The sequence below is a fragment of the Brachymonas sp. KE5 genome (genome assembly GCF_057773645.1).
In genome coordinates this window covers 2,094,544-2,120,639 of the sequence record NZ_CM173463.1, presented here as the reverse complement: position 1 = coordinate 2,120,639, position 26,096 = coordinate 2,094,544, and the positions used below count along the sequence as shown (strand labels likewise).

The window sequence follows — 26,096 nt, the reverse complement described above, 5'->3', positions numbered from 1 at the left end:
GGGTCGTTAGCTCAGTTGGTAGAGCAGCGGACTTTTAATCCGTTGGTCACAAGTTCGAATCTTGTACGACCTACCACTCATATCAGCCACCAGGTGCACAAGCCTTGTGGTTTTTTCTTTCCGGATGCGGCATTTGCCGCGTTCGGGAGTGTGGGTCGTTAGCTCAGTTGGTAGAGCAGCGGACTTTTAATCCGTTGGTCACAAGTTCGAATCTTGTACGACCTACCACCATCCAAGGCGCCAGGAATGCAGATTCCCGGCGCTTTTTTGTTGGTTGCCCAACTCTGGCAAACTGCCAGTAATGTTGTATCCAACCCACTCCGTCGAACAGATGCAGGTGTCTGTGACTGCGCTGTGCGATTTCGCCGCGCGCTCCGGCGATCTGGACCTGCGCTTCACCCCCGGCCCGTCCGCCGTGGAGGGCATGGAAGGCCATCGCATCGTCGCAGCCCGGCGCGCACCGGGTTTTGCCAGCGAGGTGGCCGTGCAGGGCGAAGCCGGTTCGCTCAACGTGCGTGGTCGCGCCGATGGTTTTTCGCTGGCCTTGCAGCTGGTGGAGGAGGTCAAGACGCACAAGGGCCCGGTCGACCGCATTCCGCTCAACCAGCAAGCGCTGCACTGGGCGCAGGCCATGGTGTACGGGCATCTGCTGTGCCGGGAGCACGGGCTGGCGCACATGGACGTTCGGCTGCTGCACTACGATCTGCTCGGGCACAAGGAGCATGCCGATACGCGCCGGCTGCAGGCCGCGGAGCTCGAACAGTTCTTTGATGGCCTGTGCGCGCGTTTTCGGCAATGGGGCGAGCAGGAGCAGGTGCACCGGAAAACTTTGCTGGATGCTCTGCAGCAACTGGAGTTCCCGTTAGGGAAGATGCGACCGGGACAGAGGCTGCTGGCTCAACAGGTGTTCATCGGCGCGCGCCGCGGCAGGGTCTTGCTGGCGCAGGCGCCAACCGGCATTGGCAAGTCGCTGGGCACGCTGTTTCCCATGCTGAAGGCGATGGGCGAAGACCGGATCGACAAGTTGCTGTTCCTGAGCGCCAAGACCACCGGCAGAGCCGCCGCGCTGGAGGCGCTGCAGCGCTTGCGCCAGGGCAACGCCCGGCCGCCTTTGCGCGTGGTCGAAATCACCGCCCGCGACAAGGTGTGCGTGCACCCCGGCGCCGCCTGCCATGGCGAGTCCTGCCCCTTGGCCAGGGGCTTCTATGACAGGCTGCCGCAGGCGCGGCTGGATGCCATGCGTCTCGCGGAGACGCAACTGCTGGATCAGGCGCAGATCGCCGCCGTCGCCGCCGAGCACACGATCTGCCCCTATTACCTGAGCCAGGAGCTGGTGCGCTGGGCTGATGTGGTGGTGGGCGACTACAACTACTGGTTCGACACCAGCGCCTTTGTCTACGCCATGGCGGTGGCGGAGGGCTGGCGCGCAGGCCTGCTGGTGGACGAGGCGCACAATCTGGTGGAGCGCGGCCGGGGCATGTACAGCGCATCCCTCAACGGATTCGCCTTGCAGGGCCTCTCGCGGATCGCCCCCAGGCCGCTCAAGCGCCCGCTGACGCGCCTGCGCGCGCAGTGGAACCGCATGATGGAGCAGCTGCAGCCGGGCTATCAGGACGTGGAGCTGGACGAAGAATGGCTGGCCGTGCTGCAGGAGTTCATCGGCCGCACCAGCGACTTCCTGGCCGAGCATCCTGCAGAGTTGCCGGCCGAGCTGCAGCGGTTCTATTTCGATGCGATCCAGTTCACGCGGCTGGCGGAGGAGTTTGGCGACCATTCCTTGTGCGATGTGCTGCGCCCCACCCAACTGCCCGACGTACTGCCGCGCGGCCGGCTGCACGATGGCGTGCTGACCTTGCGCAATGTGGTGCCTGCACCCTTTTTGCGGCCACGGCTGCAGGCGGCAGCGAGTGCGGTGCTGTTCTCGGCCACGCTGCAGCCGCCGCGCTTCTATGCCGACATGCTGGGCCTGCCGGAGGACCATGCCTGGCTGGATGTGCTGGCGCCGTTCAGCGCCGGGCAACTGCAGGTGCACGTTGTGCCGATTTCGACCCGATGGAACGACCGGGAGCGTTCTGTCGAACCGATTGCCGAACTGATTGTGCGCCAGTACCGGGCCCATCCGGGCAACTATCTGGCCTTCTTCAGCAGCTTTGCCTATCTGGAGAAGGTGATTGACAGAGTCAAGGCTATGGATAGTGAAATTCCCCTATGGGAACAAACCAGATCAATGAGAGAAGATGAAAGATCGAAATTTCTTGCCGGTTTCCAGGAGGGAGGGAGTGGAATCGGCTTTGCCGTGCAGGGCGGTGCGTTTGGCGAAGGGGTGGATTTGCCCGGCAGCCGGCTGATCGGCGCGTTTGTTGCCACGCTCGGGTTGCCGCCTGTCGATCCGGTGCATGAGGCCATGCGCAAACGCATCGAGGCGTTGATGGGGCAGGGGTTTGATTATGTGTACCTGTTTCCCGGTCTGCGAAAGGTGGTGCAGGCGGCGGGCCGGGTGGTGCGCACGGAGAGCGACCGGGGCGTGGTGTATCTGATCGATGACCGGTTTGAACGCCTGTTCCAGCGGGGCTTGCTGCCGCGCTGGTGGCGCAGGGGGTAGCGTGTGCGCAATAGGGGTTTGTCTGTTTGCGGTGGTGGGGAGAGATGGCTGACGCAGCGGCCGTGTCCGCAATCTCAGAATGCCAGTTGCTCGTCCCCGTCATCGGGCCGCGCTAGCGGGCTGGCTTTGGCGAGCGCCATCCACACGTCAAAGCGCATCTTCTCGAATGGGCGCTGCGGCGCCGGGCGCAACACGTCCAGACCGGATGCGCCGGCAATCATCACTCCGCATTCCAGGGGAATGTCGTCCACGCCGCCAATGGGCGCTCCTTTGGCGTTGCAGCCCAGCACGTAATACACCTGCGGCGCCATGGCCAGATAGGCGGCGCGCTTGGCCGGATTGCGCACGTCGCCCAGCAGGTCGGCCCGGCTGACCTTGATCTCGTGCACCACCGGTTCCAGATAGCCCTCCACCGTGGTGTTGCGCACGCTGAAAACATCGGGCATGGCCATGACCCAGGCGGGTTGCGGCTCCTCCTCGGTGCCCTGGTTGATGGAGGCGCGCAGGGCCAGCCCGCGCCAGACGATGCGGCCCTGGCGCTGCATGTGCAGGGCAACCTGTTCCACCAGGGCCTCGTGCGGAGTGCGCAGCTGGCGGTTGCTTTCGCCATATTGCGCCAGCGTGGCGATGCCTTCCGGCGTCAGGCGCAGCGTGTCGCGGCCCTGAGGGTCCGTCTGCTGCTGCAGCAGGCCGGCGGCCAGCAGGTCGATTTCCAGCTGGTCCTGGCAGGGCCAGCCGGCCGAGCGGTACATCTGGCGCAGGCGGGTGAGGTGGCGGCGGGAGAGCATGGCGGGAAGGGCGGGGCTTCGGGTCGCGGGGGGTGACGTGCCCCGGGCCGGTGGGTTGGCTCGCGGGGCGGGCTGCTTACTGCTCCGGGGCTGTCGGCGGCGCGAAGGCGGCAGGAAAAGCCTGTGTTTCCTCCAGCTCCATGTGCTCCTCGTGCATGCGGGTGAACAGGCGCACGGCGGCAATCAGTTCGGCCGGCTGGAACCACTGGTAATTGTCCCTGGCCGCCAGTAGCGAGGGAGCGATCTGCTTCCAGTTCACGTCCAGCCAGCCGTGGTCGGCGGTCAGGCGTTTGGCCAGATGAATCTGTTCCGCATCGCCGCAAGCCAGCAGGCGGGAAAACACGTGCGCTTCCTCGTCTGCATGGTGCTGCGCCGGCGCTTGGGCGAACCAGGCGTGCAGTGCGCCGGCCTCCTTGCGCACTTGCGGCGAGAGCCCCGTATCTGCAATGTCGGCGGCCAACTGGTTGAGGCGCTCCAGCATGGTACGCAGGGTGTGGTGCGTTTCCAGCAAGCCGGCGTGCGGGAGCGAGGGAGTTGCGAAAGGGGCGTTGGAATCAGAAGCGGCAGACATGGGAGTTCCGGATGGGCAGGCTCCCATTATCTGCCCTTCGCTCACACACGTTCGATCACAAGGGCAATGCCCTGGCCCACGCCGATGCACAGGCTGACCACGGCGTAGCGTCCGTTGCGGCGCTGCAGTTCGCGGGCGGCAGTCAGGGCAATGCGCGCGCCTGAGGCGCCGAGCGGATGGCCGATGGCAATGGCGCCGCCGTTGGCGTTGACGCGTGCATCGTCAAACGCCAGGCCCAGCAGCTGCAGGCAGCCGAGGACCTGGGGCGCAAAGGCTTCGTTGATCTCGATGACATCCAGGTCGGCCAGCGTCAGGCCGGCGCGCTCCAGCGCTTTCGGAATGGCGTAGGCCGGGCCCAGGCCCATCACGCGTGGCTCCACGCCGGACACTGCACCGGACAGGATGCGGGCCAGCGGAGCAGCGCCCGCCTGTTCGCCCACGGTGCGGTTGCCGATGAACAGGGCGGCGGCGCCATCGTTGATGCCGGAGGCGTTGCCCGCGGTGACCACGCCGCCTTCCTGCAGCGGCTTCAGGCCCTGCAGCACGTCGAAGCCGGATTGCGGGCGGGGATGCTCGTCGGCGCTCACGATGCGCGGCGGAGTCTTGCGGCCGGTCGGCACTTCGACGGGGGTGATCTCTCCGGCAAAGAAGCCGTCGGCCAGGGCCCGGGCGTAACGGGACTGCGAGGCGGCAGCGAAGCGGTCGCTGTCGGCGCGGCTCAGCCCCAGCTGTGCGGCCACGTTGTCGGCGGTTTGCGGCATGGTGTCATCGCCGTGGGCCTGGCTCAGGCGCGGGTTGGGAAAGCGGGCGCCGATGGAACTGTCGAACACCCTGAACTCGCGTCCATAGGCGGTTTCGCTCTTGCCCACGACAAAGGGAGCGCGGGTCATGCTCTCGACACCACCGGCGATGTAGAGGGCACCTTCGCCAACGGTGATGGCGCGGGAGGCGTCCAGCACGGCAGCCAGTCCGCTGCCGCACAGCCGATTGACGGTCTGGCCGGGGACGCTGACCGGCAGTCCGGCAAGCAGCGCGGCATGGCGGGCTACGTTGCGGCTGTCTTCACCGGCCTGGCTGGCGCAGCCGAGCAGCACGTCTTCCACCTGTTCCGGCTGGAACGGACTGTCGGCTACCAGCTGGCGGATGACGGCGGCGGCCAGGTCATCCGGGCGCACCGGGGAGAGGCTGCCGCCCTGGCGGCCAAAAGGGGAGCGCAGGCCGGCATAGAGATAGGCATCGAGCATGGTGGGTGTCTCCTGTTTTTCGAGGGTGGGGATCAGTGGTCGGGGGTGAGCAGCGACAGGCCGAGCTGGGCACGGCGGCGCAGCCAGGGACTGGGGCGATAGCGCGGGTCTTCCGTCAGGGCGAACAGGCGGTGCAGGATGCGCAGCACGGTTGGAGCGCCCAGGGCGTCGCCCCAGGCCAGCGGGCCGTGCGGATAGCCCAGGCCCAGCGTCACCGCCTTGTCGATGTCGGCGGGGGTGGCAATGCCTTGCTGCGCCATGTCGCAGCCGATGTTGACGATGCTGGCCAGCACCCGCTGCACGACGCAGCCGGTGCTGTCGCGCACCACGGAGGCCGGGATGCCATCGGCGCTGAACAGTACACGTGCGGCATCGCGTAGGGCCTGGCTGGTGACGGGGGTGGCCATGATCGTGCGGCGGCCGGTGAGGAACAGCGGATCGAGCGCCACGGTGCGGGTGGGGTCGAGGCCGGCCTCGGCGCACAGCGTGCTGGCGTCCTGGCCCAGGGGCAGCACCACGCACAGCGCCTGCGGCGACGGGGTGGATCCGGCTTCCGGCGTGATGCCGAGCGTCTGGAGCAGGGTGGCCACCGGGGGAAATGCCTTCAGGTCGTCCGCATGGATCCATATTGGAGGAAGGCTTTTGAATGCAGGAAGATCCTCTTCGGGAATTTCCAGTTTTTTTCCGAAATCATAGAAATAGAACCCACGCTGCGTCTTGCGTCCCAGCAGCCCCGCTTGCTGGCGCTGGCGTCCGATCACCGAGGGCCGATAGCGTGGTTCCTGGTAGTACTGCTGGTAAATCGATTCCATCACCGGCTGGGACACATCCAGTCCGGTCAGGTCCAGCAGTTCGAACGGCCCCATGCGGAAGCCGGCGGCGTCGCGCAGGATGCGGTCGAGCACGGCCGGTTCGGCCACGCTTTCGCCGAGCAGACGCAGGGCTTCGGTCAGGTAGCCGCGCCCGGCATGGTTGACGATGAAGCCGGGCGTGTCGCTGGCACGCACCGCGGTGTGCCCCATCTGCTGGCCCAGCGCCACTAGCGTATCGGCCACCTCGGGCCGGGTGAGCGGCCCGGCAATCACCTCGACCACTTTCATCAGGGGCACGGGGCTGAAGAAGTGGAAGCCCGCCACGCGCTCCGGATGCTGCAATCCGGCCGCGAGCGCGGTGACGGACAGGGAGGACGTGTTGCTGGCCAGAATGCAGCCGGGGGAGACACAGGCTTCCAGTTCGGCCAGCAGGGCGCGCTTGGCTTGCAGGTTCTCGACGATGGCCTCGACCACCACCGTGCAGCTGGACAGGTCGGCCAGGCTGGAGGCGGCGTGCAGGCGTGCCACGGCAGCATGGCAGGCATCCTGAGGGATCTTGCCCTTGCCTGCCAGCGTGCCGAGGGTGTCGGCAATCGCCTGGCAGGCCTCGCGCGCACCGCCGGGGCGGGCATCGTGCATCACCACGGGGATACCGCCTTGCGCGGCGATCTGGGCAATGCCGCGGCCCATCAGGCCGGCGCCGACGATGCCCAGCAGGGCGGGGCGGGAAGTTGCAGTGTGCATGGTGTTTCCTGTGTTTGGCAAGCGTGATGAGCGAGGCGAGGCACACCCGGCTGCATGGCAAGCCGGTGCGGACCGTATGCGACGGGGCGGAATGGATCAGTTGCCGGTGTAGTTCGGCGGGCGTTTTTCGAGGAAGGCGCGCGCGCCTTCCTTCTGGTCCTGGCTGGCAAACAGCAGGTTGAATGCCTTGCGCTCCAGCAGCAGGGCGGCGTCAAGCGCGATGTCCTGCCCGGCCAGCACCACTTCCTTGATTTGCGTGGCGGCCAGCGGCGGCATGCCGGCGATCAGCTGCGCCAGTTCAAGCGCGCGGGCCTGCACCTGTTCGTCGTCCACCACCTCGCTGGCCAGGCCCATGGCGAAGGCTTCCTCGCCCTTGAACGGCAGGCCGGTCAGCAGGTATTTCATGGCCTGGAATTTGCCGATGGCGCGCGTGAGGCGCTGCGTGCCGCCGGCACCGGGCATCACGCCCACGCGGATCTCGGGCTGGCCGAAGGTGGCATTGCGCCCGGCCACGATGATGTCGGCATGCATGGCCAGCTCGCAGCCACCGCCCAGCGCGTAGCCGTTGACGGCGGCAATCACCGGCTTGGGGCATTCGGCAATCGACTGCCACAGCAGATGCACGGTGCGCTGCTGCATCTGCACCGCGTTCTTGTGGGCGAACTCGGTCAGGTCGGCGCCGGCGGCAAACACCTTGTCGCCGCCGGTGAGGATGATGGCGCGCACTTCGGAAGACTTCCCGAGGGTGCTGAACTGTTCGGCCAGTTGTTCGCGCACGGCCTGGTTCAGGGCATTGCGCACCTCGGGGCGGTGTATGGCAAGGCGTGCGACGCCGGCGGCAGGGTGGTCGAGCTTCACGAATTCCATCGGGGTTCTTTCAGATCAAGGTGCTTCGCCGTCGGCAGGGGCACCATTGCCGAGCTGTGCAGCATCGGTGCGTTCCATCCCGTCCAGCATCTTCAGCAAGTAATGCAGGGTGTGCGTCATGTCGCTGACCGAAAACTCGCCCAGCAGCGATTCGTAGTAGGCCCGGATCTTGGGCTGGGCATGGTGCTCCCAGACCTGGCGGCCGGACGCGCTGATGGTGACCAGGCGCGAGCGGCGGTCGCGGTCGTCGGGCATCACGGCCAGGTGGCCGTCGCGCTCCATGCGGCTGATCAGGCCCGACAGGTTCTGCCGGCTGACCATCAGGTAGCGCGCCAGGTCGCCCAGGCTCATGCCCCCTTGCACGCTTGGCCGCGAAAGCGCTCCCAGCACCGCCCATTGCTGTGTGCTGAGACCTTCCTGTTCCAGTGCTCTGCTTCCGGTTTTATGCAACATGTTTGCACATTGGTACAAGCGAAAGAATATCCGGTTTGCAAGATCAAAGCGTGTTTCTTCTGTTTTCATAAGGGTAAACCATGAAAAAATTTAAAAACATCGTGCTTGTCAATGTTGTGTTTGATGCTTATTATGACAACATGTTTGCATAAAAGCAAACAACAATGCAAAGATGTTCCATCCATGTTAGCCCCAAGGAGACCTTCCATGAAACGTTATGAAAACCAGACAGCCATCGTGACCGGCGGCGGCGGCGGCATCGGCGGTGCCACGTGCCGGCGTCTGGCGGCAGAAGGTGCCAAGGTTGCCGTCTTCGACATGAACCTGGAGGCTGCCGAAAAAGTGGCCCAGGGCATTCGCGATGCCGGCGGCCGTGCACAGGCCTTCCGCTGCGACATCACCGACCGCGCCAGCGTGGATGCAGCCGTGGCCGACACCATCGCCCAGCTGGGTCCGATCGACACGCTGGTCAACAACGCCGGCTGGGACGTGTTCAAGCCCTTCCTCAAGACCGAATCCGGCGAGTGGGACAAGCTGATTGCCATCAACCTGGTGGGCGCCCTGAACATGCACCACGCCGTGTTGCCCGGCATGGTCGAGCGCAAGAGCGGCCGCATCGTCAACGTGGCCTCCGACGCTGCCCGCGTGGGTTCCTCCGGCGAGGCCGTGTATGCCGCGTGCAAGGGCGGACTGGTGGCCTTCACCAAGACGCTGGCGCGAGAGCATTCCCGCCACAACATCACCCTGAACGTGGTGTGTCCCGGCCCGACCGATACCGCCCTGCTGGCGGGCGTGGCCGAAGGCGCTGCCAACCCCGAAAAGCTGATCGAGGCCTTCACCAAGGCCATTCCGCTCGGCCGCCTGGGCCAGGGCGACGATCTCGCTTCCGCCATCGCCTTCTTCGGCAGCACCGACGCCTCCTTCATCACTGGCCAGGTGCTGTCCGTGTCCGGCGGCCTGACCATGAACGGCTGATTCCGTTTCCACCCGATTCCACACCGACGAGAGATTCCCATGAGCAAAGACATCCAGTTCGAAGACATCCTGTACGAAGTGCGCAATGGCGTGGCATGGATCACCATCAACCGCCCCGACAAGATGAACGCCTTCCGCGGCACCACCTGCGACGAGATCATCAAGGCCCTGAACAAGGCCGGCTATGACCGCGACGTGGGCTGCATCGTGCTGGCTGGCGCCGGCGAGAAGGCCTTCTGCACCGGCGGCGACCAGTCGGCCCACGATGGCAACTACGACGGTCGCGGCACCATCGGCCTGCCGATGGAGGAACTGCACACGGCCATCCGCGATGTGCCCAAGCCGGTGATCGCCCGCGTGCAGGGCTACGCCATCGGCGGCGGCAATGTGCTGTGCACCATCTGCGACCTGACCATCTGCTCCGAGAAGGCCATCTTCGGCCAGGTCGGTCCCAAGATGGGGTCGGTCGACCCGGGCTACGGCACCGCCTTCCTGGCCCGCGTGGTGGGCGAGAAGAAGGCACGCGAAATCTGGTACCTGAACAAGCGCTACAGCGGCCACGAAGCCGTGGACATGGGCCTGGCCAACATCTGCGTGCCGCCCGAGAAGCTGGACGAAACCGTGCAGGAATGGGCCGAGACCATCTGTGAGCGCAGCCCCACCGCCATCGCCATTGCCAAGCGCAGCTTCAACATGGACACGGCGCACCAGAGCGGCATTGCCGGCATGGGCATGTACGCGCTCAAGCTGTACTACGACACCGACGAGTCGCGCGAGGGCGTGAATGCGCTGAAGGAAAAGCGCAAGCCCGAATTCCGCAAGTACGCCAAGTAACACCACCGTCTTTCTCGTTCCCGGCAGTGTGGCTGCCGCCTTGCACGGGTTTTTGCGCCCGTGCGGGGTCGCTGCACCCTGGTGAACCTCCAACGATCAGGACCCAAGAGCATGAATCCCTACATCGATGAAGACCTGCAGGCGATTGCGGAACACGCCCGCCGCTTTGCCACCCACCGCGTCGCCCCCGGCTTTCTGGAGCGCGACGATACCCGTGTGCTGGAGCGCACGCTGATGCGCGAGATGGGCGAGCTGGGCTTCATCGCTCCCGAGTTGCCCGAGGCCTATGGCGGCCAGGGCATGGGGTGCCTGGCCGCTGGCGTGATCCACGAGGAGATCGCCCGCGCCGACCTGAGCATCAGTTACATCAACCTGCTGGCTTCCCTCAATGGCCAGATCCTGTCGCAGCATGGCCGGCCCGAAGTGGTCAAGCCCTGGCTGGAACGCCTCACCAAAGGCGATGCGCTGTTCGCCATTGCCCTGACCGAGCCGCGTGGCGGCTCCGACGCGGCCAACCTGCGCCTGCGCGTGGAGCGGGTGGGTGACGAGTATGTGATCAACGGCGAAAAGACGTCGATTTCCGCAGCCGACCAGGCGGATGCCGCCGTGGTGTTCGGCCGTACCGGCAGCGTCGATTCGGCCGCCCATGGCGTGACAGCACTGCTGGTGCCCATGGACCTGCCGGGCGTGACCACCAACCGTTTCGATTGCCATGGCCAGCGTGCCATCGGCCGCGGCTCGATCTTCTTCGAGAACGTGCGCGTGCCGGTGGACCACCGCCTGGGCGACGAGAACAAGGGCTTCGTGCAGGTGATGCAGGGTTTCGACTTCTCGCGCGCGCTGATCGGGCTGCAGGTACTGGCAGTGGCCAAGGTGGCGCTGGAGGAAACCTGGGAATACGTGGCCGAACGCGAAGCCTTCGGCAAGCCGCTGTCGGCCTTCCAGGGCGTGTCGCACCCGCTGGCCGACTACGAAACGCAGGTGGCGGCAGCGCGCCTGCTCTGTCTGCAGACGCTCTGGAGCAAGGACCACAACCTGCCGCATACCGCCGAGGCGGCCATGTGCAAGTGGTGGGCGCCCAAGCTGTCCTATGACGTGATCCACCAGTGTCTGCTGATGTTCGGACACGGCGGCTACGACCGCGGCGTGATGGAGCAGCGTCTGCGCGACGTGCTGGGCTTCCAGATCGGAGACGGCACCGCCCAGATCATGAAGACCATCATCGCCCGCACCAAGGCCGGCCGCGCTGCCGTACCGGTCTGAAGTACGCCCATCCGCCCGAGACAAACAATTACAGGAGACACCCATGGAATTCGACGCCGTATTGCTGCCGGGGCGCCGTGCCGAGAGCATCGCCAATGGCTACTGGCACGACCGCACCATCAATGACTATCTGCAGGATTGCGTGGAGCAGCATCCCGACAAGCTGGCCCTGACGGCCATCAGCCTGGATGCGAACGGAACGCGCCGCTTTACCTACCGCGAACTGACGCAGATGACCGACCGCATTGCCGTAGGCCTGTCGCGCCTGGGCGTGGGCAAGGGCGACGTGGTGGCCATGCAGCTGCCCAACTGGTGGCAGTTCTCGCTGCTGTACCTGGCCTGCTCGCGCATTGGCGCCGTGCTCAATCCGCTGATGCATATCTTCCGCGAGCGCGAACTCAAGTTCATGGTCAACCATGCCGAGGCCAAGGTGCTGGTGGTGCCCAAGACTTTCCGGGGATTCGACTACGAGGGCATGGCGATGAACCTCAGGCCCGAGCTGCCGAGCGTGCAGCACGTGGTGGTGGTCGGCTCCAAGGCGCGCCACGGTTTTGACGCGCTGCTGTCCGGCCCCGAATGGGAAAACGAGCCTGATGCGGCGGCCATCCTGACGCAGCACCGTCCCGGTGCGGACGATGTGACGCAGATCCTCTACACCTCCGGCACCACGGGCGAACCCAAGGGCGTGCAGCACAGCGCCAACACGCTCGTCTCCAATATCGTGGCCTACGCCGAGCGCATGCACCTCGGTCCCGACGACGTGGTGCTGATGGCATCGCCCATGGCGCACCAGACCGGCTTTCTGTACGGTCTGGTCATGCCCATCGTGCTGCAGGCGCATGTGGTGCTGCAGGACATCTGGGAAGCGAAGCGCGCGATCGAGATCATCAATGCCGAGAAGGTCAGCTTCACGATGGCGTCAACGCCGTTCCTGACAGACCTGACGCGCACCGTGATCGAAACCGGCCAGAGCGTGCCCAGCCTCAAAACCTTTGTCTGCGCCGGCGCTCCGATTCCGGGCCCGCTGGTGGAGCAGGCGCGCAATGGGCTGGGCACCAAGATCATCTCGGCCTGGGGCATGACGGAAAACGGTGCCGTCACCACCACCTGCCCGGAGGACGACGATGTCCTCTCGGTGACCACGGATGGCCGTGCGCTGCCGGGCGTGCAGGTGAAGGTGGTGGATTTCGACGGCAAGGACATGCCGGTGGGCGAAGTCGGCCAGCTACTGGTGCGCTGCTGCTCCAACTTCGGGGGCTACCTGAAGCGCCCGCATCTGAATGCGACCGATGCCGACGGCTGGTTCGAGACCGGCGACATGGCCAGTGTGAACAAGGATGGCTACATCCGCATCAGCGGCCGCAGCAAGGACGTGATCATCCGCGGAGGCGAAAACATTCCGGTGTTCGAGATCGAGTCGCTGCTGTACAAGCATCCGGCCGTGGCCCAGGTGGCGATCGTGTCGTATGCAGACGAACGCCTGGGTGAACGTGCCTGCGCCGTGGCGGTGCTGAACGAGGGCACGCGGTTCGACATGGACACCATGGTGCAGTTCCTGCGCGAGCAGCGTGTGGCCCCGCAGTACATGCCCGAGCGGCTGGTGATCGTGGCATCGATGCCGGCCACGCCCTCCGGCAAGGTGCAGAAGTTCCGCCTGCGCGACATGCTGCGCGACGGCCTGATTTGAGGCCGGCAAGAGACAAGAGGAGTATCCCATGGCAATTGACAACGAATCCTTCGACTTGCTGCTGGCTTCGGTGCAGCGCTTCGTGCGCGAGCGCCTGATTCCGGCCGAGAACGCGGTGGAAGAGCAGGACGAAGTCCCCGCCGACATCGTGCAGGACATGAAGGACATGGGCCTGTTCGGCCTGTCCATTCCGGAAGCCTATGGCGGCATCGGCCTGTCCATGGAGCAGGAATGCCGCGTGGCCTACGAGATCGGCCACACGGCGCTGGCCTTCCGTTCGGTGTTCGGCACCAACGTGGGCATCGGCTCGCAGGGCATCCTGATGGATGGCACCGAGGAGCAGAAGCAGACCATCCTGCCCAAGGTGGCGACGGGCGAGCTGATCATGTCGTTCGCGCTGACCGAGCCGGATGCCGGCTCCGACTCTGCGGCGCTCAAGACCCGCGCCGAGCTCGATGGCGATCACTATGTGCTCAACGGCACCAAGCGCTTCATCACCAACGCCCCGCGCGCCGGCGCCTTCACGCTGATGGCGCGCAGCGATGGCCCCGGTGCCAGCGGCATCAGTGCCTTCATCGTGCCGGCCGATCTGCCGGGCCTGACGCTGGGCAAGCCGGACAAGAAGATGGGCCAGCGCGGCACCAAGACCTGCGACGTGAACATGGACAATGTGCGCGTGCCTGCCGCCAACATCATCGGCGGCGTGCCGGGCCAGGGTTTCAAGACCGCGATGAAGGTGCTGGACCGTGGCCGCCTGCATATCTCGGCCGTGGCCTGCGGCATGGCGCAGCGCATCCTGAACGAGGCGGTGGCCTATGCCCAGCAGCGCAAGCAGTTCGGCAAGCGCATCGGTGACTTCCAGCTGGTGCAGGCCATGCTGGCCGACAGCCAGGCCGAGCTGTACGCCGGATGGAGCATGGTGCAGGATTGTGCCAAACGCTACGACGCCAAGCCCTCGCCCAGCGTCAGCGATCCGGACGTGAGCATGCGCGCCTCGTGCTGCAAGCTGTTCTGCACCGAGATGGTGGGCCGCGTGGCCGACCGCGGCGTGCAGGTGCATGGCGGCTCGGGCTACATCAACGAGTTCCCGGTGGAGCGCTTCTACCGCGATGTGCGCCTGCTGCGCCTGTACGAAGGCACCACCCAGATCCAGCAGATCATCATCGGCCGCGAGCTGATGGGACGGGGATGAACACCGCGGCCAGACGCCCTCCGGGTGCTGGCCGTTCACGCTTATTCGCAGAACAAACACACCGAAGGAATTGACCATGGCACAGAACAAAGCCACTTTTCAATGGGATGACCCACTGCTGCTCGACCAGCAGCTGACCGACGACGAGCGCATGGTGCGCGACGCTGCCGCCGCCTACTGCCAGGACAAGCTCGCCCCGCGCGTGCTCAACGCCTTCCGCAACGAGCAGACCGACCTGGCCATCTTCCGCGAGATGGGCGAACTCGGCCTGCTCGGCCCCACCATCCCCGAACAGTACGGCGGCCCCGGCCTGAACTACGTCTGCTACGGCCTGATCGCCCGCGAAATCGAGCGCGTCGACTCCGGCTACCGCTCCATGGCCAGTGTGCAGTCCTCGCTGGTGATGGTGCCCATTTACGAGTTCGGCAACGAGGCCACGAAGCAGAAGTACCTGCCCAAGCTGGCCACCGGCGAATGGATTGGCTGCTTCGGACTGACCGAACCCAACCACGGCTCCGACCCCGGCAGCATGGTCACCCGCGCCAAGAAAGTCGATGGCGGCTACAGCCTCACCGGCTCCAAGATGTGGATCACCAACTCGCCGGTGGCTGATGTGTTCGTGGTCTGGGCCAAGGACGATGAAGGCGCGATCCGCGGCTTTGTGCTGGAGAAAGGCTGGAAAGGCCTGAGCGCTCCGGCCATCCACGGCAAGGTCGGTCTGCGCGCCAGCATCACCGGCGAGATCGTGATGGACGAGGTATTCGTGCCGGAAGAGAACGCCTTCCCCGAGGTGCGTGGACTGAAAGGCCCGTTCACCTGCCTGAACAGCGCGCGCTACGGCATCGCCTGGGGCGCGCTGGGCGCGGCCGAAGCCTGCTGGCACACGGCGCGCCAGTACACCATGGACCGCAAGCAGTTCGGCAAGCCGCTGGCGGCCAACCAGCTGATCCAGAAGAAGCTGGCCGACATGCAGACCGAGATCACGCTGGGCCTGCAGGGCGTGCTGCGCCTGGGCCGGATGAAGGACGAAGGCACGGCCGCGGTGGAAATCACCAGCATCTTCAAGCGCAACAACTGCGGCAAGGCGCTGGAGATTGCGCGCATGGCACGCGACATGCTGGGCGGCAACGGCATCAGCGACGAATTCGGCATTGCGCGCCATCTGGTGAACCTGGAAGTGGTGAACACCTACGAGGGCACGCACGACATCCATGCGCTGATCCTGGGCCGCGCCCAGACCGGCATTGCCGCGTTCTGAGGCGCATGGCGCCTGCATGGCATCATGAGAGCATGCATGGCAGGGCTCCCGGGGAGCCCTGTTGCATGCAAGGAGACAGGGAATGAAGGCAGTTTTTCTTAAGGGCCACGGCGGCAACGAGGTGGTGCAGGTGGGCGAGCGCCCGATGCCGCAGCGCAAGCCCGGCGAGGTGCTGGTGCGTCTGCGCGCGGCCACGCTCAACCGGGTGGACCTGTACATGCGCGACAGCGGTGCCGGTATTCGCCACCAGCTGCCGCTGATCATGGGGGTGGACGGCGCCGGCGTGATCGAGGAAGTGGATGCGCAGGAACGGCTGCTGCAGCCGGGCCAGCGCGTGGTGCTGTATTCCGGCATTACCTGTGGCCGCTGCGAGTTCTGCCAGCATGGCGAACCGGTGCTGTGCACCAGCATGCAGACGCTGGGCGAGCATTGCGATGGCACGCTGGCCGAGTACATCTCCGTGCCGACGGGCAACGTGTTTCCGATCCCGGACGGACTGAGCTTCGAGGAAGCTGCCGCCCTGGGCGTGAACTACCTGACCGCCTGGCGCATGCTGTTCACCAAGGCACAGCTCAAGCCCTGGGAGACGGTGCTGGTGTTCGGCATCGGCGGCGGCGTGTCGCTGGCCGGCATGCAGCTGGCCAAAGCGGCAGGCGCACGCGTCATCGTCACTTCGCGCGAACAGCGCAAGGTTGATCGTGCGCTGGAACTGGGAGCCGATGCCGGCATCTGCAGCGGCACCGAGGACGTGCAGAAGCGCGTGATGGAACTGACCGGCGGCCGCGGCGTGGACCTGGTGTTCGAGAACGTGGGCGAAGCGGTCTGGAGTACGGCGCTCAAATCCCTGGTGCGCGGCGGGCGCATCGTCACTTGCGGTGCCACGACCGGGGACCAGCCGGGCGCCGACCTGCGCCGCCTGTTCATCCGCCAGCTGCAGGTGATCGGCTCCACCCTGGGCAATCCGGGCGAGCTGCAGGACTTGCTGGCCTGGTGTGCACAAGGCAAGGTGCGGCCCCTTATCGACCGCGTGCTGCCACTGGAGGCGATCCACGAAGGGCTGGACGTGCTGGAGCGCAACGAACAGTTCGGCAAGCTGGCGATTGCCATTGGCGACTGACGTATAGTGCTGTCAAACGAACCGAGTACATCCCCATGGCACGCCTGAAATTCGACGCTCTTGACCACTACCCGTTCTGCACCGAACTGCAGATCTACACCAGCCACATCAACCACGGCAACCACCTCGACAACGCCCAGCTGCTCACGCTGGTGTCCGAAGCGCGGCTGCGCTTCATCCGCTGGCTGGGCTATGACGAGAGCGATGTGCTCGGCCTGGGCACGGTAGTGGGCGACGTGGGTGCGCAATACTTGTCCGAAGGCTTCCACGGCGATGTGCTGCAGATCGAGATGGCGCCGGCCGACTTGAGCCGCTACGGCTTTGATGTGGTGTTCCGTATCCGCGAAAAGACCACGCAACGCGAGGTGGCGCGCGGCAAGGTCGGCGTGGTGCTGGTGGACAAGCAGGCGCGCAAGGCGGCACCCATGCCGGATGCGGTGCGGGAGAAGCTGCTGTCGGTGTGAAAGTCTCACCCGCCAGCCGTTGCCTTTGACAGGCGCACCTCTCTCTGATAGGCCCGCCAGAAGGCCATATCCTGCCCTGCCGCGAAATTGAGCCGCATGCGCGTGCTGCTGCAGCGCTCCGGATAGAACAGGTGTCCGGGCGCAATCAGCCAGCCGTGGTCCAGCAGGCGCTGCGCCAGTTGCTCGGTATCGACGCCGGTTTCCACCCAGCCGAACAGCCCCGCAGGAGGCGCGGCGAAGCTGGCGCCATGGCGCAGGGCGAGCTGCACGGTGCGGCTGCGCGCGGCGTCCAGCCGGCTGGTCACGGCTTCGGTGTGGCGGCGCAGCCAGCCCTGCTGCAGGCACAGGCTGAGTGCCCGTTCGGTCGGTGTGACGGTGTTGAGGCCGGCGATCAGCTTGGTGTCCAGCAGTTCGGGGATCCAGTCCTCCGGGGCGGCAATGCATCCCACACGCCAGCCGGGGGCGATGATCTTGGCAAAGCCGGTCACGTAGAAGGTGCGCTTGAGGCCATCGAGCGCGGCATAGCGCGGGCTGTGGGCGGGGGCGAACGCGGCGTAGGTGTCGTCTTCGACGATGAAGAAATCGTACTGCTGCGCCAGTTGCAGCACATGGTGCGCCTGCGTCAGGTTCAGCGAATGGCCGGTGGGGTTGTGCAGCACTGAAACCGTTGTATATGCCTTGGGCCGATGGGTGGCAGCGAGGTGTTCCAGCGCGGCGACATCCACTCCTTGCGGGCCGCGCGGAACGGGCAGCAGGCGCACGCCCATGCGCGTGAGCCGGGCGAATTCGACCGACCAGCCGGGGCTGTCCACCAGCACCGCGTCGCCGGGGCTGAGCAGGGTGCGCGCCACCACATCCAGCGCATGGGTGGCGCCGCTGGTGGTGATGATCTGCGCGGAGGGGGTTGTTATGCCGAGCGATTCCAGATGCAGGGCCAGCATGTCGCGCAGCAGGGGGTCGCCCTGGGCCGTGCCATACAGCGCTCCGCTGGAGCTGTTGTCCTGCGCCACGGCGCGGCGCAGCGCCTTGATCAGCAGCCCTTCATCCAGCCAGCTTGCCGGCAGCACACCGGAGGCGGGCGAAGGGCGGCTGGCGTCCATGGAGTCCTTCACCTGGTTGCGCACCCCGGCGGGAAACATGGTGCGGATCAGGCTGCCGATGTCGTTGGGAAAGGCGAGCGGAGTGCGGTCTGCCGTAGCGGCGCTGGCGGCGGGAGTCAGTGCGTTGCGCTCCCGTACAAAGAAGCCCCGGTTGCGCTCCGAACGGATCAGGCCCTGCGCCAGCAACTGGTCGTAGGCCGCGACCACGGTATGGGGGCTGACGGCATAGCGGCTGGCGCAGTGGCGGATGGACGGCAGGCGCGTGCCCGCCGCCATCAGGCCGGCGTCGATGCGGCTGGCGAAAAGCCGGGCCAGTTGCTCCGACAGCGGGGCAGGGTCCGTGCGCGAAAGGGGAGCAGGCTCGGGTGTCATGTTGTCGCTCGCCAAGGTGTGTCGCTATTGCTTCCGGTACAGAAGGCAGCAGTGTTTCAATAACTGTATTGTATCTGTACTGGATTTGGGCGATGTAATGCAGAGACGTTTCCTGGATGGCGGATGCCCCGCCACCGGTTTCTGCAAAGGTCTTGCCATGTCTCTCGACGTCCTCACGCTCACGCTGTCCATCGTTCCCTACATCGTGGTGATGTCCATCACGCCGGGGCCCAACAACCTGATGCTGCTCAGTTCCGGCGTGCGGTTTGGCGCGCAGCGCAGCCTGCCGCACATGCTCGGCATCTCGGTTGGCGGTGCGGTGATGATCGTGCTGACCGGCCTCGGTCTGCTGGAGCTGTTTCAGCGCCATCCGCTGTTGCAGCAGGGTGTGCAATGGGGCGGCATGGCGTATCTGCTCTGGCTGGCCTGGCAGATGACGCGCGCGCCTGCACCGCAGGAGGCCCTGGAGCAGGAAGCGCTTGTGCCGGGCGGGGCTGCACAGCAACCACCCGGCCATGCGCAGGGCGCATCTTCGGCAGAAGCGCTGGCCCGCCCGCTCGGGTTCTTGGGCGCGGCAGCCTTCCAGTGGGTCAATCCCAAGATGTGGATGATGGCGCTCGGCCTGCTCTCGGCCTATCTGCCTCCGGGGCAGGGCGTTGCGGCCGTTGCCCTGGTCGCGCTGGTGTTTGGCGTGACCAATCTGCCGTGCATCTCGGTATGGGCGATTGCCGGCCAGCATTTGCGCCATTGGCTGCAGCAGCCTGCCCGGTTGCAGGCGTTCAACTGGAGCATGGCAGCCGCATTGCTGCTGTCGATGGCCCCGGTGCTGCTGCGCCAGTGAGTGGGCAAGGGGTCAGGCCGCGTGCTTCTTCACCCAGGCGGCATAGGCATCCATCCAGCCCTGCAGGAACTTGCGCGAGCCCTCATTGGCCACGCTGCCGTCTTCCGCAAAGAACTTGTCATCCACCTTGAGGAACACATCGGGCTGCCCCAGCGTGGGCGCATCCAGATAGGCCAGGATGTTGCGCAGGTGCTGCTGCGCCAGCGCCGTGCCGATGGCGCCGATAGAGGCCCCCAGCACACCCGCCGGCTTGCCGGCCCAGACGTTCTTGCCGTAGGGGCGCGATGCGTGATCCAGCGCGTTCTTCAGCACGCCGGGGACCGAACGGTTGTATTCGGGCGTGACGAACAGCAGCGCTTGTGAGTCGCTGATGGCCTGCTTGAATTGCAGCACCACTTCGGCCTGCTGCTTGTCGTCATCCTGGTTGTAGAGCGGTAGCTGGCTGATGTCGAGGTACTTGAACTGGAAGTCGTGCGGTGCGAGTTTTTCCAGCGCCTGGGCCAGGCGGCGGTTGTAGGAATCGCGGCGCAGGCTGCCGACGATGACGGCGATTTGGGTCATGGCAATCTCCTTTTCCAGCAGAGGATGCGGCAAGCGCGGACCCGGTGCTGTAGGACCACGGCGCGATCGCGAGCATGCCTGTGCAGTGTGCGCCATTCCTGCGCCACCGTGAGCGCGGCGTGCCCAATAGCCCGCCCGCAAATGCCGTTATTGCCAGTGCGCGATCGGCTGGCAACTTCTACAATCTTCCGGCCCCTATCTGCAAGGTACCGCATGTCTGACCGTTCCTCCACTACCGATCCGCAATCCTCCACCGACGCCGCCAGTGGCCAGGGCGAGGGCGCCTATCTGGCCAGCCTGATCCGCATCCGCGGCGCGCGCCAGAACAACCTGCGCAATCTGGATCTGGATATCCGCACCGGCGAGCTGACGGTGGTGACCGGGCCGAGCGGTTCGGGCAAGTCCAGCCTGGTGTTCGACACGCTATATGCGGAGGGCCAGCGGCGCTATGTGGAAACCTTCAGCGCCTACGCACGCCAGTTTCTGGACCGCATGGACAAGCCCGCCGTGGACAAGGTGGAAGGCGTGCCGCCGGCGATTGCGATCGACCAGACCAACCCGGTGCGCACCTCGCGCTCGACCGTCGGCACCATGACGGAGCTGAACGATCACCTGAAGCTGTTCTTCGCACGCTTTGCGCACCTGCACGACCGGGTGACGGGGCTGCCGGTGCGGCAGGACAATCCGGATTCGATTTATGCGGATTTGCTGCGGCGGAGTGGTGTGGTCGATGGTGCAGGTGTGCAGGCGGCGCAGAGCGTAGACGCCTCCCAGGTGCAGCATGCCGACCCCATTCCCGCTCAGCGCGCCGACGTGGCTGGAGCGCTGGCGGAGCGTGCAGAGCGGGCGGCGGGAGCGGAAGCACCGCGCCTGGTCGTCACATTCCCGGTCGAATTGCCCGCCAGCACCACGGCGGAAGAAGTCGAGCAATGGCTGTCCGCCTCCGGCTTCACGCGCGTTCAAGCCGAGCGCACGGAAGGCGGGCGCAAGGTGCTCGACGTGGTGGCCGACCGCTTCCGCATCGACAAGGTGGAACGTGCGCGCGTGATCGAGGCGCTGGAAGTGGCGCTCAAGCACGGCGCCGGGCATCTTTCGGTGTATGCGCTGGCAGCGTCCGGCGAAGACGCGGCGCCCGAAATCTGGAGCTATTCCAGTAGCCTGCATTGCCCCGAAAGCGGCATCAGCTACAGCGCGCCGATTCCGTCCATGTTCTCCTTCAACTCGGCCGTGGGCGCGTGCGAGGCCTGCCGCGGCTTCGGTCGCGTGATCGGAGTGGATTGGGGTCTGGTGATTCCCGACGAAAAACTCACGCTGCGCCAGGGCGCCATCAAGCCGATCCAGACGCCGGCCTGGAGCGAAAGCCAGGACGATCTGATGCGCCACGCCGAAACGGCCGGCATTCCGCGCGACACGCCCTGGAACAAGCTGACCGAGGCGCAGCAGCGTTGGGTGATCGACGGCGCGCCGGGCTGGAAGGGACAGTGGAACAAGCAGTGGTACGGCATCCAGCGCTTCTTCGATTACCTGGAGAGCAAGGCCTACAAGATGCATATCCGGGTGCTGCTGTCCAAGTACCGCAGCTACACCGAATGCCCGTCCTGCGGCGGCGCGCGCCTCAAGACCGAGAGCCTGCTCTGGCGCGTGGGCAGCAAGGCGGATGCCGATGCGGTACTTTCTCCTTCTGATCGATTCATGCCTAAGGGAGTTGATTGGGATCGGGAAACTCTTGCCTCCTTGCCGGGTCTGTCTCTGCATGACCTGATGTTGCTGCCGCTCGACCGCCTGCGCGATTTCTTCGCCCGCCTGGGGCAGGACGACCGCCAGCCGGCCACCCAGACCGACGCCGCCGACACCCAGGCCCGCAAGCTGCTGTTCGAGGAAATCAACAACCGCCTGCGCTATCTGTGCGATGTGGGCATCGGCTATCTCACACTGGACCGCCAGAGCCGCACCTTGAGCGGCGGCGAGGTGCAGCGCATCAACCTGACCACGGCGCTGGGCACCTCGCTGGTGAACACGCTGTTCGTGCTGGACGAGCCCAGCATCGGCCTGCACCCGCGCGACATGCACCGCATCACCGAGGCCATGCTGCGCCTGCGCGATGCCGGCAACACGCTGGTGGTGGTGGAGCACGACCCGGCCGTGATGTGGGCGGCCGACCGCATGATCGACATGGGCCCCGGCCCCGGCGAGCGCGGCGGTGCCATCGTGTTCGACGGCCCGACCGAAGCGCTCAAGCGCGCCGACACGGTCACCGGCGAGTACCTAGGCGGCCGCCGTCAGGTGATCGACCCGCAGCGCTGGCAGCCGCGCGCGGTGGAAGCCAACACGCCGCGCCTGCTGCTGGAAGGCGTGCGCGCCAACAATCTGAAGAACGTCTCGCTGGAAATCCCGCTGCAGCGCCTGGTGTGCGTGACCGGGGTGAGCGGCTCCGGCAAGTCCACGCTGATTCAGGATGTGCTGGCGCCGGCACTGCTGCGCCAATTCGGCAAGGCCACCGAATCGCCTGGCGCACACGACCGTCTGCTGGGTGCCGACCATCTGGCCGATGTGGTGTTCGTGGACCAGTCGCCCATCGGCAAGACGGCGCGCTCCAACCCGGTGAGCTACGTGGGCGCTTGGGACGCGATCCGTCAGCAGTTTGCCACCGCGCCTCTGTCGCAGGAGCGCGGCTACACGGCCAGCAAGTTCAGCTTCAACAGCGGCGACGGGCGCTGCCCGACCTGCGGCGGCAGCGGCTTCGAGCATGTGGAAATGCAGTTCCTGAGTGACGTCTATTTGCGCTGCCAGGACTGCGACGGCAAGCGCTATCGCCCCGAGGTGCTGGAGGTGAACATCGAGCGCGGCGGCCGCACGCTCAACGTGGCCGATGTGCTGGAGCTGACGGTGAATGAGGCGGTGCTGCTGTTTGCCGCCGACCGCGAGGTACTGCGCGCACTCAAGCCCATCGTTGATGTGGGCCTGGATTACGTGAAGCTGGGCCAGCCCGTGCCCACGCTGAGCGGGGGCGAGGCGCAGCGCCTGAAGCTGGCGGGCTTCCTCGCCGACGCGGCCAAGTCTGCCGCCAAGAGCCGGCAGAGTCTGGCGCGCAAAGGCACGCTATTCCTGTTCGACGAGCCGACCACCGGCCTGCATTTTGACGACATCGCCAAGCTGATGCGCGCCTTCCGTCAGTTGCTGGATGCCGGGCATTCGCTGGTGGTGATCGAGCACAACCTCGACGTGATCCGCGCCAGCGACTGGCTGATCGACCTCGGGCCGGAAGGCGGCGACGGCGGCGGCCGCATCGTGGCCGAGGGTACGCCGGAGCAGGTGCGGCAGAATCCGGCCAGCCATACCGGCGCGGCGTTGCGGGAATACGATGTGGCGATGGGCTGGGGTGAAGCCGCTGGGTCGCTCCAACAAGTGCCAGGTGCCGGTGAAGAGGGCGCTGACGCGGCAAAAGGATCCAGTGCTGCATTGCGTGTGCAGGAACCGCTGGCAGCGTATGGATCTGCAGCAAATGCTGTCGGATCCATGGCCCCAGGCCGCCCGGCCCCCACGCTAGCCACCCCCCAGCGCCGCAGCAACGCCATCGAAGTCGTCCACGCCCACGAACACAACCTCAAGAACCTCTCCGTGCAGATCCCGCGCGGCAAGTTCAACGTCATCACCGGCGTGAGCGGCTCGGGCAAATCCACACTGGCGTTCGACATCATCTTCAACGAAGGCCAGCGGCGCTATCTGGAAAGCCTCAATGCCTACGCCCGCAGCATGGTGCAGCCGGCCGGCCGCCCCGAGGTGGACGCGGTGTATGGCATTCCGCCCACGGTCGCGATCGAGCAGCGCCTGAGCCGTGGCGGCCGCAAGAGCACGGTGGGTACCACCACCGAGGTGTGGCACTTCCTGCGCCTGCTGTACGTGAAGCTGGGCGTGCAGCACTGCGTGCACGACGATGCCCCGGTGCAGCCTCAAACGGCGGACCGCATCGTCGCGCAGATCCTGCGCGAGCACCGCGGCGAGCACATCGGCCTGCTGGCGCCGCTGGTGAGCGGGCGCAAGGGCGTCTATACCGAACTGGCCGACTGGGCGCGCCCGCGCGGCCATAAGCATCTGCGCGTGGATGGCGAATTTCTGCCGACCATGGGCTTTCCACGGCTGGACCGCTTCAAGGAACACGACATCGCATTGCCGGTGCTGAGCCTGGACGTGACGCCCGAAAACGAGATGCTGCTGCGCGAAGGCGTGCGCGATGCGCTGCGCCACGGCAAGGGCGTGGTACACGTCATGAGCGATCTCGCCGGCCTGGCCGAAGCCATGGCCGATGGCGGCACCGGCGCCGGCATTGGCCGCGTGCAGGTGTATTCCACGCTGCGCGCCTGCCCGGTATGCAGCACCAGCTACGAGGAACTCGATCCGCGCCTGTTCAGCTACAACAGCAAACATGGCTGGTGTCCGGATTGCGTCGGCACCGGCGTGAAGCTGAGCAAGGAACAGCGCAAGGCCCTGGACGATTCCGTGGCCGACAAGGACAACAAGGGCCGCGAGCAGACTTTTGCCGAGCCGGAAGTGGAGGGCGTTGGCGACCAGCCGTGCCCCACCTGCCACGGCACGCGCCTGAACCCGATCGCGCGCCATGTGCGCCTGCACGGCATCGGCATTGCCGACGTGGCGGCGCTGAGCGTGGCCGATGTGGCAGCCTGGGTGGATGGCCTGGCCTTCAGCGGCCGCGAGGCCGACATCGCGCGCGACATCGTGCCCGAAATCCGCAGCCGCCTGGCCTTTCTGCAGCAGGTGGGCCTGGGCTACCTCACGCTGGACCGTGGCGCGCCCACCCTGAGCGGCGGCGAGGCGCAGCGCATCCGGCTGGCGGCGCAACTGGGCAGCAACCTGCAGGGCGTGTGCTACGTGCTGGACGAGCCGACCATCGGCCTGCACCCGCGCGACAACCACATCCTGATCAACGCGCTGCAGGACCTGAGCGACAAGGGCAACACCCTGCTGGTGGTGGAGCACGACGAAGACACCATCCGCCGCGCTGACCATGTGATCGACATCGGGCCGGGAGCGGGCGTGCGCGGCGGCACCGTGGTGGCCGAGGGGACGGTGGCTGACATTGAGGCGGATGCCGATTCGGTGACTGGGCGCTATCTGCGCGAGGCCATGCGCCACCCGATGCGCGGCACGCGCCGGCCGGTGCGGGGCGAAAGCGCGGACGCGGAGCAGCAGCCGGCGCTGGAGTGGCTGAGCGTGACCGGTGCCGCCCTGCACAACCTGCAGAATCTGGACGTGCAGGTGCCGCTGCACCGGCTGGTGGCCGTGACGGGCGTGAGCGGCTCGGGCAAATCCACGCTGGCGCGCGATGTATTGTTGAGCAATGTCGAAGCCATTGTGCTGCAGCGCTCCACCAAGGCGGGGCGCGAGGCCGATGCGCGGGGCGAACGCCCGGCCTGGTCCGGCTGTAGCGGCGTGCAGGGCTATGAGGCGATTGCACGTGTGCTGGAAGTGGACCAGACCCCGATCGGGAAAACGCCGCGATCCTGCCCGGCAACCTATATCGGCTTCTGGGACACGGTGCGCAAGCTCTATGCCGACACGCTGGAGGCGCGTGCGCGCGGCTTTGGCCCGGGGCGCTTCAGCTTCAACACCGGCGAGGGGCGCTGCCCGGCCTGCGAAGGGCAGGGCATGCGCACCATCGAGATGAATTTTCTGCCGGACGTGAAAGTGCCGTGCGAAGTCTGCCACGGCGCGCGCTTCAACCCGCAAACCCTGGCCGTGACCTGGCGCGGCAAGAGCATTGGCGACGTGCTGCAGATGGAGGTGGACGAGGCGGTGCAATTCTTCGCCAGCATGCCGTCCATCGCGCATCCGCTCAAGCTGCTGCAGGATGTGGGGCTGGGCTATCTGACGCTGGGCCAGCCCTCACCCACGCTGAGCGGCGGCGAGGCGCAGCGCATCAAGCTGGTGACCGAACTGACCAAGGTGCGCGACGACGTGACGCGCCGCGGACAGAAAACGCCGCATACGCTGTATGTGCTGGACGAGCCCACGGTGGGGCTGCACATGAGCGATGTGGAAAAGCTGATCCGCGTGCTGCACCGGCTGGTGGATGGCGGGCACAGCGTGGTCGTGATCGAGCACGATCTGGATGTGATTGCGGAGGCGGACTGGATTCTGGACCTGGGGCCGGAAGGGGGGACTGGCGGGGGGAGGCTGGTGGTGGCTGGGACGCCGGAGGAGGTGGTGGCTGGGACGCCGGAGGAGGTGGTGGCTTGTGGGAGCCATACGGGGGAGGCTCTGAGGCCGGTGCTGGCTCGGGAAGCAGGCTAAGCCAGCAGCGCTGTGCAGCTATTTGCGAGCATTAGCCGCCGC

The 26,096-nt window shown here is 66.0% G+C and carries 19 protein-coding genes and 2 tRNA genes; 13 read left to right on the top strand and 8 right to left on the bottom strand.

The window, feature by feature from the left end:
- The 3 genes from ACX36O_RS10040 to ACX36O_RS10030 all read left to right on the top strand — a co-directional run bounded on the left by ACX36O_RS10040 (position 1) and on the right by ACX36O_RS10030 (position 2,602).
- Positions 1–76 (top strand) — tRNA-Lys (locus ACX36O_RS10040).
- Between the two features lie 76 nt (positions 77–152).
- Positions 153–228, top strand: a tRNA-Lys gene (locus tag ACX36O_RS10035).
- Positions 229–301: 73 nt separating this feature from the next.
- Positions 302–2,602 carry an ATP-dependent DNA helicase gene (locus ACX36O_RS10030; RefSeq protein ID WP_371686288.1) on the top strand — a complete coding sequence of 767 codons (2,301 nt, stop codon included), beginning with the start codon at positions 302–304 and terminating at the stop codon, positions 2,600–2,602.
- 74 nt (positions 2,603–2,676) lie between these two features.
- Here ACX36O_RS10030 and ACX36O_RS10025 read toward each other — a convergent pair whose 3' ends face one another.
- The 6 genes from ACX36O_RS10025 to ACX36O_RS10000 form a co-directional block, all read right to left on the bottom strand.
- The gene (locus ACX36O_RS10025; protein WP_371686287.1) at positions 2,677–3,390 is read right to left on the bottom strand and encodes a hypothetical protein; all 714 of its coding nucleotides are present in this window, start codon (positions 3,388–3,390) and stop codon (positions 2,677–2,679) included.
- Positions 3,391–3,466: 76 nt separating this feature from the next.
- A complete protein-coding gene (locus ACX36O_RS10020; protein WP_371686286.1) occupies positions 3,467–3,961 on the bottom strand; it encodes a hemerythrin domain-containing protein in 495 nt (164 codons plus the stop codon).
- Positions 3,962–4,002: 41 nt separating this feature from the next.
- Positions 4,003–5,205, bottom strand: a complete 1,203-nt coding sequence (locus ACX36O_RS10015) for a 3-oxoadipyl-CoA thiolase (protein WP_371686285.1) — start codon at positions 5,203–5,205, stop codon at positions 4,003–4,005.
- 32 nt (positions 5,206–5,237) lie between these two features.
- Entirely contained in the window at positions 5,238–6,761 is a 1,524-nt protein-coding gene (locus tag ACX36O_RS10010) for a 3-hydroxyacyl-CoA dehydrogenase (protein ID WP_371698336.1), read from the bottom strand.
- Positions 6,762–6,857: 96 nt separating this feature from the next.
- Positions 6,858–7,628, bottom strand: a complete 771-nt coding sequence (locus tag ACX36O_RS10005; RefSeq protein WP_091813494.1) for an enoyl-CoA hydratase — start codon at positions 7,626–7,628, stop codon at positions 6,858–6,860.
- Between the two features lie 15 nt (positions 7,629–7,643).
- Positions 7,644–8,150 carry a MarR family winged helix-turn-helix transcriptional regulator gene (locus ACX36O_RS10000; protein WP_091813497.1) on the bottom strand — a complete coding sequence of 169 codons (507 nt, stop codon included), beginning with the start codon at positions 8,148–8,150 and terminating at the stop codon, positions 7,644–7,646.
- 138 nt (positions 8,151–8,288) lie between these two features.
- Between ACX36O_RS10000 and badH the strand changes: the two genes are divergently transcribed.
- The 8 genes from badH to ACX36O_RS09960 all read left to right on the top strand — a co-directional run bounded on the left by badH (position 8,289) and on the right by ACX36O_RS09960 (position 16,871).
- Positions 8,289–9,056 (top strand): 2-hydroxycyclohexanecarboxyl-CoA dehydrogenase, encoded by a 768-nt coding sequence (badH, locus tag ACX36O_RS09995; RefSeq protein ID WP_091813500.1) that lies wholly within the window; start codon positions 8,289–8,291, stop codon positions 9,054–9,056.
- A gap of 51 nt (positions 9,057–9,107) precedes the next feature.
- A complete protein-coding gene (gene badI, locus ACX36O_RS09990; RefSeq protein WP_091815401.1) occupies positions 9,108–9,890 on the top strand; it encodes a 2-ketocyclohexanecarboxyl-CoA hydrolase in 783 nt (260 codons plus the stop codon).
- 111 nt (positions 9,891–10,001) lie between these two features.
- A complete protein-coding gene (gene aliB, locus ACX36O_RS09985) occupies positions 10,002–11,153 on the top strand; it encodes a cyclohexanecarboxyl-CoA dehydrogenase (RefSeq protein ID WP_091813502.1) in 1,152 nt (383 codons plus the stop codon).
- Positions 11,154–11,196: 43 nt separating this feature from the next.
- Complete coding sequence (gene aliA, locus ACX36O_RS09980; protein WP_371686283.1) at positions 11,197–12,840, top strand: cyclohexanecarboxylate-CoA ligase; 1,644 nt, start codon at positions 11,197–11,199, stop codon at positions 12,838–12,840.
- Positions 12,841–12,868: 28 nt separating this feature from the next.
- Entirely contained in the window at positions 12,869–14,032 is a 1,164-nt protein-coding gene (locus tag ACX36O_RS09975; RefSeq protein ID WP_371698338.1) for an acyl-CoA dehydrogenase family protein, read from the top strand.
- 76 nt (positions 14,033–14,108) lie between these two features.
- Positions 14,109–15,290, top strand: a complete 1,182-nt coding sequence (locus ACX36O_RS09970) for an acyl-CoA dehydrogenase (RefSeq protein WP_488359728.1) — start codon at positions 14,109–14,111, stop codon at positions 15,288–15,290.
- An 82-nt stretch (positions 15,291–15,372) separates the two neighbouring features.
- Positions 15,373–16,407 carry a zinc-binding dehydrogenase gene (locus tag ACX36O_RS09965; RefSeq protein ID WP_488359727.1) on the top strand — a complete coding sequence of 345 codons (1,035 nt, stop codon included), beginning with the start codon at positions 15,373–15,375 and terminating at the stop codon, positions 16,405–16,407.
- A 35-nt stretch (positions 16,408–16,442) separates the two neighbouring features.
- Positions 16,443–16,871: an acyl-CoA thioesterase gene (locus ACX36O_RS09960; RefSeq protein ID WP_091813517.1), complete on the top strand. Its 429-nt coding sequence runs from the start codon at positions 16,443–16,445 to the stop codon at positions 16,869–16,871.
- Between the two features lie 5 nt (positions 16,872–16,876).
- Here ACX36O_RS09960 and ACX36O_RS09955 read toward each other — a convergent pair whose 3' ends face one another.
- Positions 16,877–18,343 carry an aminotransferase-like domain-containing protein gene (locus ACX36O_RS09955; protein ID WP_488359726.1) on the bottom strand — a complete coding sequence of 489 codons (1,467 nt, stop codon included), beginning with the start codon at positions 18,341–18,343 and terminating at the stop codon, positions 16,877–16,879.
- A gap of 157 nt (positions 18,344–18,500) precedes the next feature.
- Here ACX36O_RS09955 and ACX36O_RS09950 point away from each other — a divergent pair, with 157 nt between their 5' ends.
- Positions 18,501–19,184 carry a LysE family translocator gene (locus ACX36O_RS09950; protein WP_091813520.1) on the top strand — a complete coding sequence of 228 codons (684 nt, stop codon included), beginning with the start codon at positions 18,501–18,503 and terminating at the stop codon, positions 19,182–19,184.
- A gap of 12 nt (positions 19,185–19,196) precedes the next feature.
- Here ACX36O_RS09950 and ACX36O_RS09945 read toward each other — a convergent pair whose 3' ends face one another.
- The gene (locus ACX36O_RS09945) at positions 19,197–19,751 is read right to left on the bottom strand and encodes an NADPH-dependent FMN reductase (protein ID WP_488360236.1); all 555 of its coding nucleotides are present in this window, start codon (positions 19,749–19,751) and stop codon (positions 19,197–19,199) included.
- Between the two features lie 207 nt (positions 19,752–19,958).
- Between ACX36O_RS09945 and ACX36O_RS09940 the strand changes: the two genes are divergently transcribed.
- The gene (locus ACX36O_RS09940) at positions 19,959–26,054 is read left to right on the top strand and encodes an excinuclease ABC subunit UvrA (RefSeq protein ID WP_488359725.1); all 6,096 of its coding nucleotides are present in this window, start codon (positions 19,959–19,961) and stop codon (positions 26,052–26,054) included.
- Positions 26,055–26,096 lie beyond the last annotated feature (42 nt).

Coding starts and splice junctions, on each gene's coding strand:
- ACX36O_RS09940 (WP_488359725.1), top strand. CDS start 19,959: ATGTCTGACCGTTCCTCCACTACCGATCCGCAATCCTCCACCGACGCC.
- ACX36O_RS09970 (WP_488359728.1), top strand. CDS start 14,109: ATGGCACAGAACAAAGCCACTTTTCAATGGGATGACCCACTGCTGCTC.
- ACX36O_RS09950 (WP_091813520.1), top strand. CDS start 18,501: ATGTCTCTCGACGTCCTCACGCTCACGCTGTCCATCGTTCCCTACATC.
- ACX36O_RS09955 (WP_488359726.1), bottom strand. CDS start 18,343: ATGACACCCGAGCCTGCTCCCCTTTCGCGCACGGACCCTGCCCCGCTG.
- ACX36O_RS09960 (WP_091813517.1), top strand. CDS start 16,443: ATGGCACGCCTGAAATTCGACGCTCTTGACCACTACCCGTTCTGCACC.
- badH (WP_091813500.1), top strand. CDS start 8,289: ATGAAACGTTATGAAAACCAGACAGCCATCGTGACCGGCGGCGGCGGC.
- aliB (WP_091813502.1), top strand. CDS start 10,002: ATGAATCCCTACATCGATGAAGACCTGCAGGCGATTGCGGAACACGCC.
- aliA (WP_371686283.1), top strand. CDS start 11,197: ATGGAATTCGACGCCGTATTGCTGCCGGGGCGCCGTGCCGAGAGCATC.
- ACX36O_RS10020 (WP_371686286.1), bottom strand. CDS start 3,961: ATGTCTGCCGCTTCTGATTCCAACGCCCCTTTCGCAACTCCCTCGCTC.
- ACX36O_RS10010 (WP_371698336.1), bottom strand. CDS start 6,761: ATGCACACTGCAACTTCCCGCCCCGCCCTGCTGGGCATCGTCGGCGCC.
- ACX36O_RS09965 (WP_488359727.1), top strand. CDS start 15,373: ATGAAGGCAGTTTTTCTTAAGGGCCACGGCGGCAACGAGGTGGTGCAG.
- ACX36O_RS10000 (WP_091813497.1), bottom strand. CDS start 8,150: ATGAAAACAGAAGAAACACGCTTTGATCTTGCAAACCGGATATTCTTT.
- ACX36O_RS10005 (WP_091813494.1), bottom strand. CDS start 7,628: ATGGAATTCGTGAAGCTCGACCACCCTGCCGCCGGCGTCGCACGCCTT.
- ACX36O_RS10025 (WP_371686287.1), bottom strand. CDS start 3,390: ATGCTCTCCCGCCGCCACCTCACCCGCCTGCGCCAGATGTACCGCTCG.
- ACX36O_RS10015 (WP_371686285.1), bottom strand. CDS start 5,205: ATGCTCGATGCCTATCTCTATGCCGGCCTGCGCTCCCCTTTTGGCCGC.
- ACX36O_RS09975 (WP_371698338.1), top strand. CDS start 12,869: ATGGCAATTGACAACGAATCCTTCGACTTGCTGCTGGCTTCGGTGCAG.
- ACX36O_RS10030 (WP_371686288.1), top strand. CDS start 302: ATGTTGTATCCAACCCACTCCGTCGAACAGATGCAGGTGTCTGTGACT.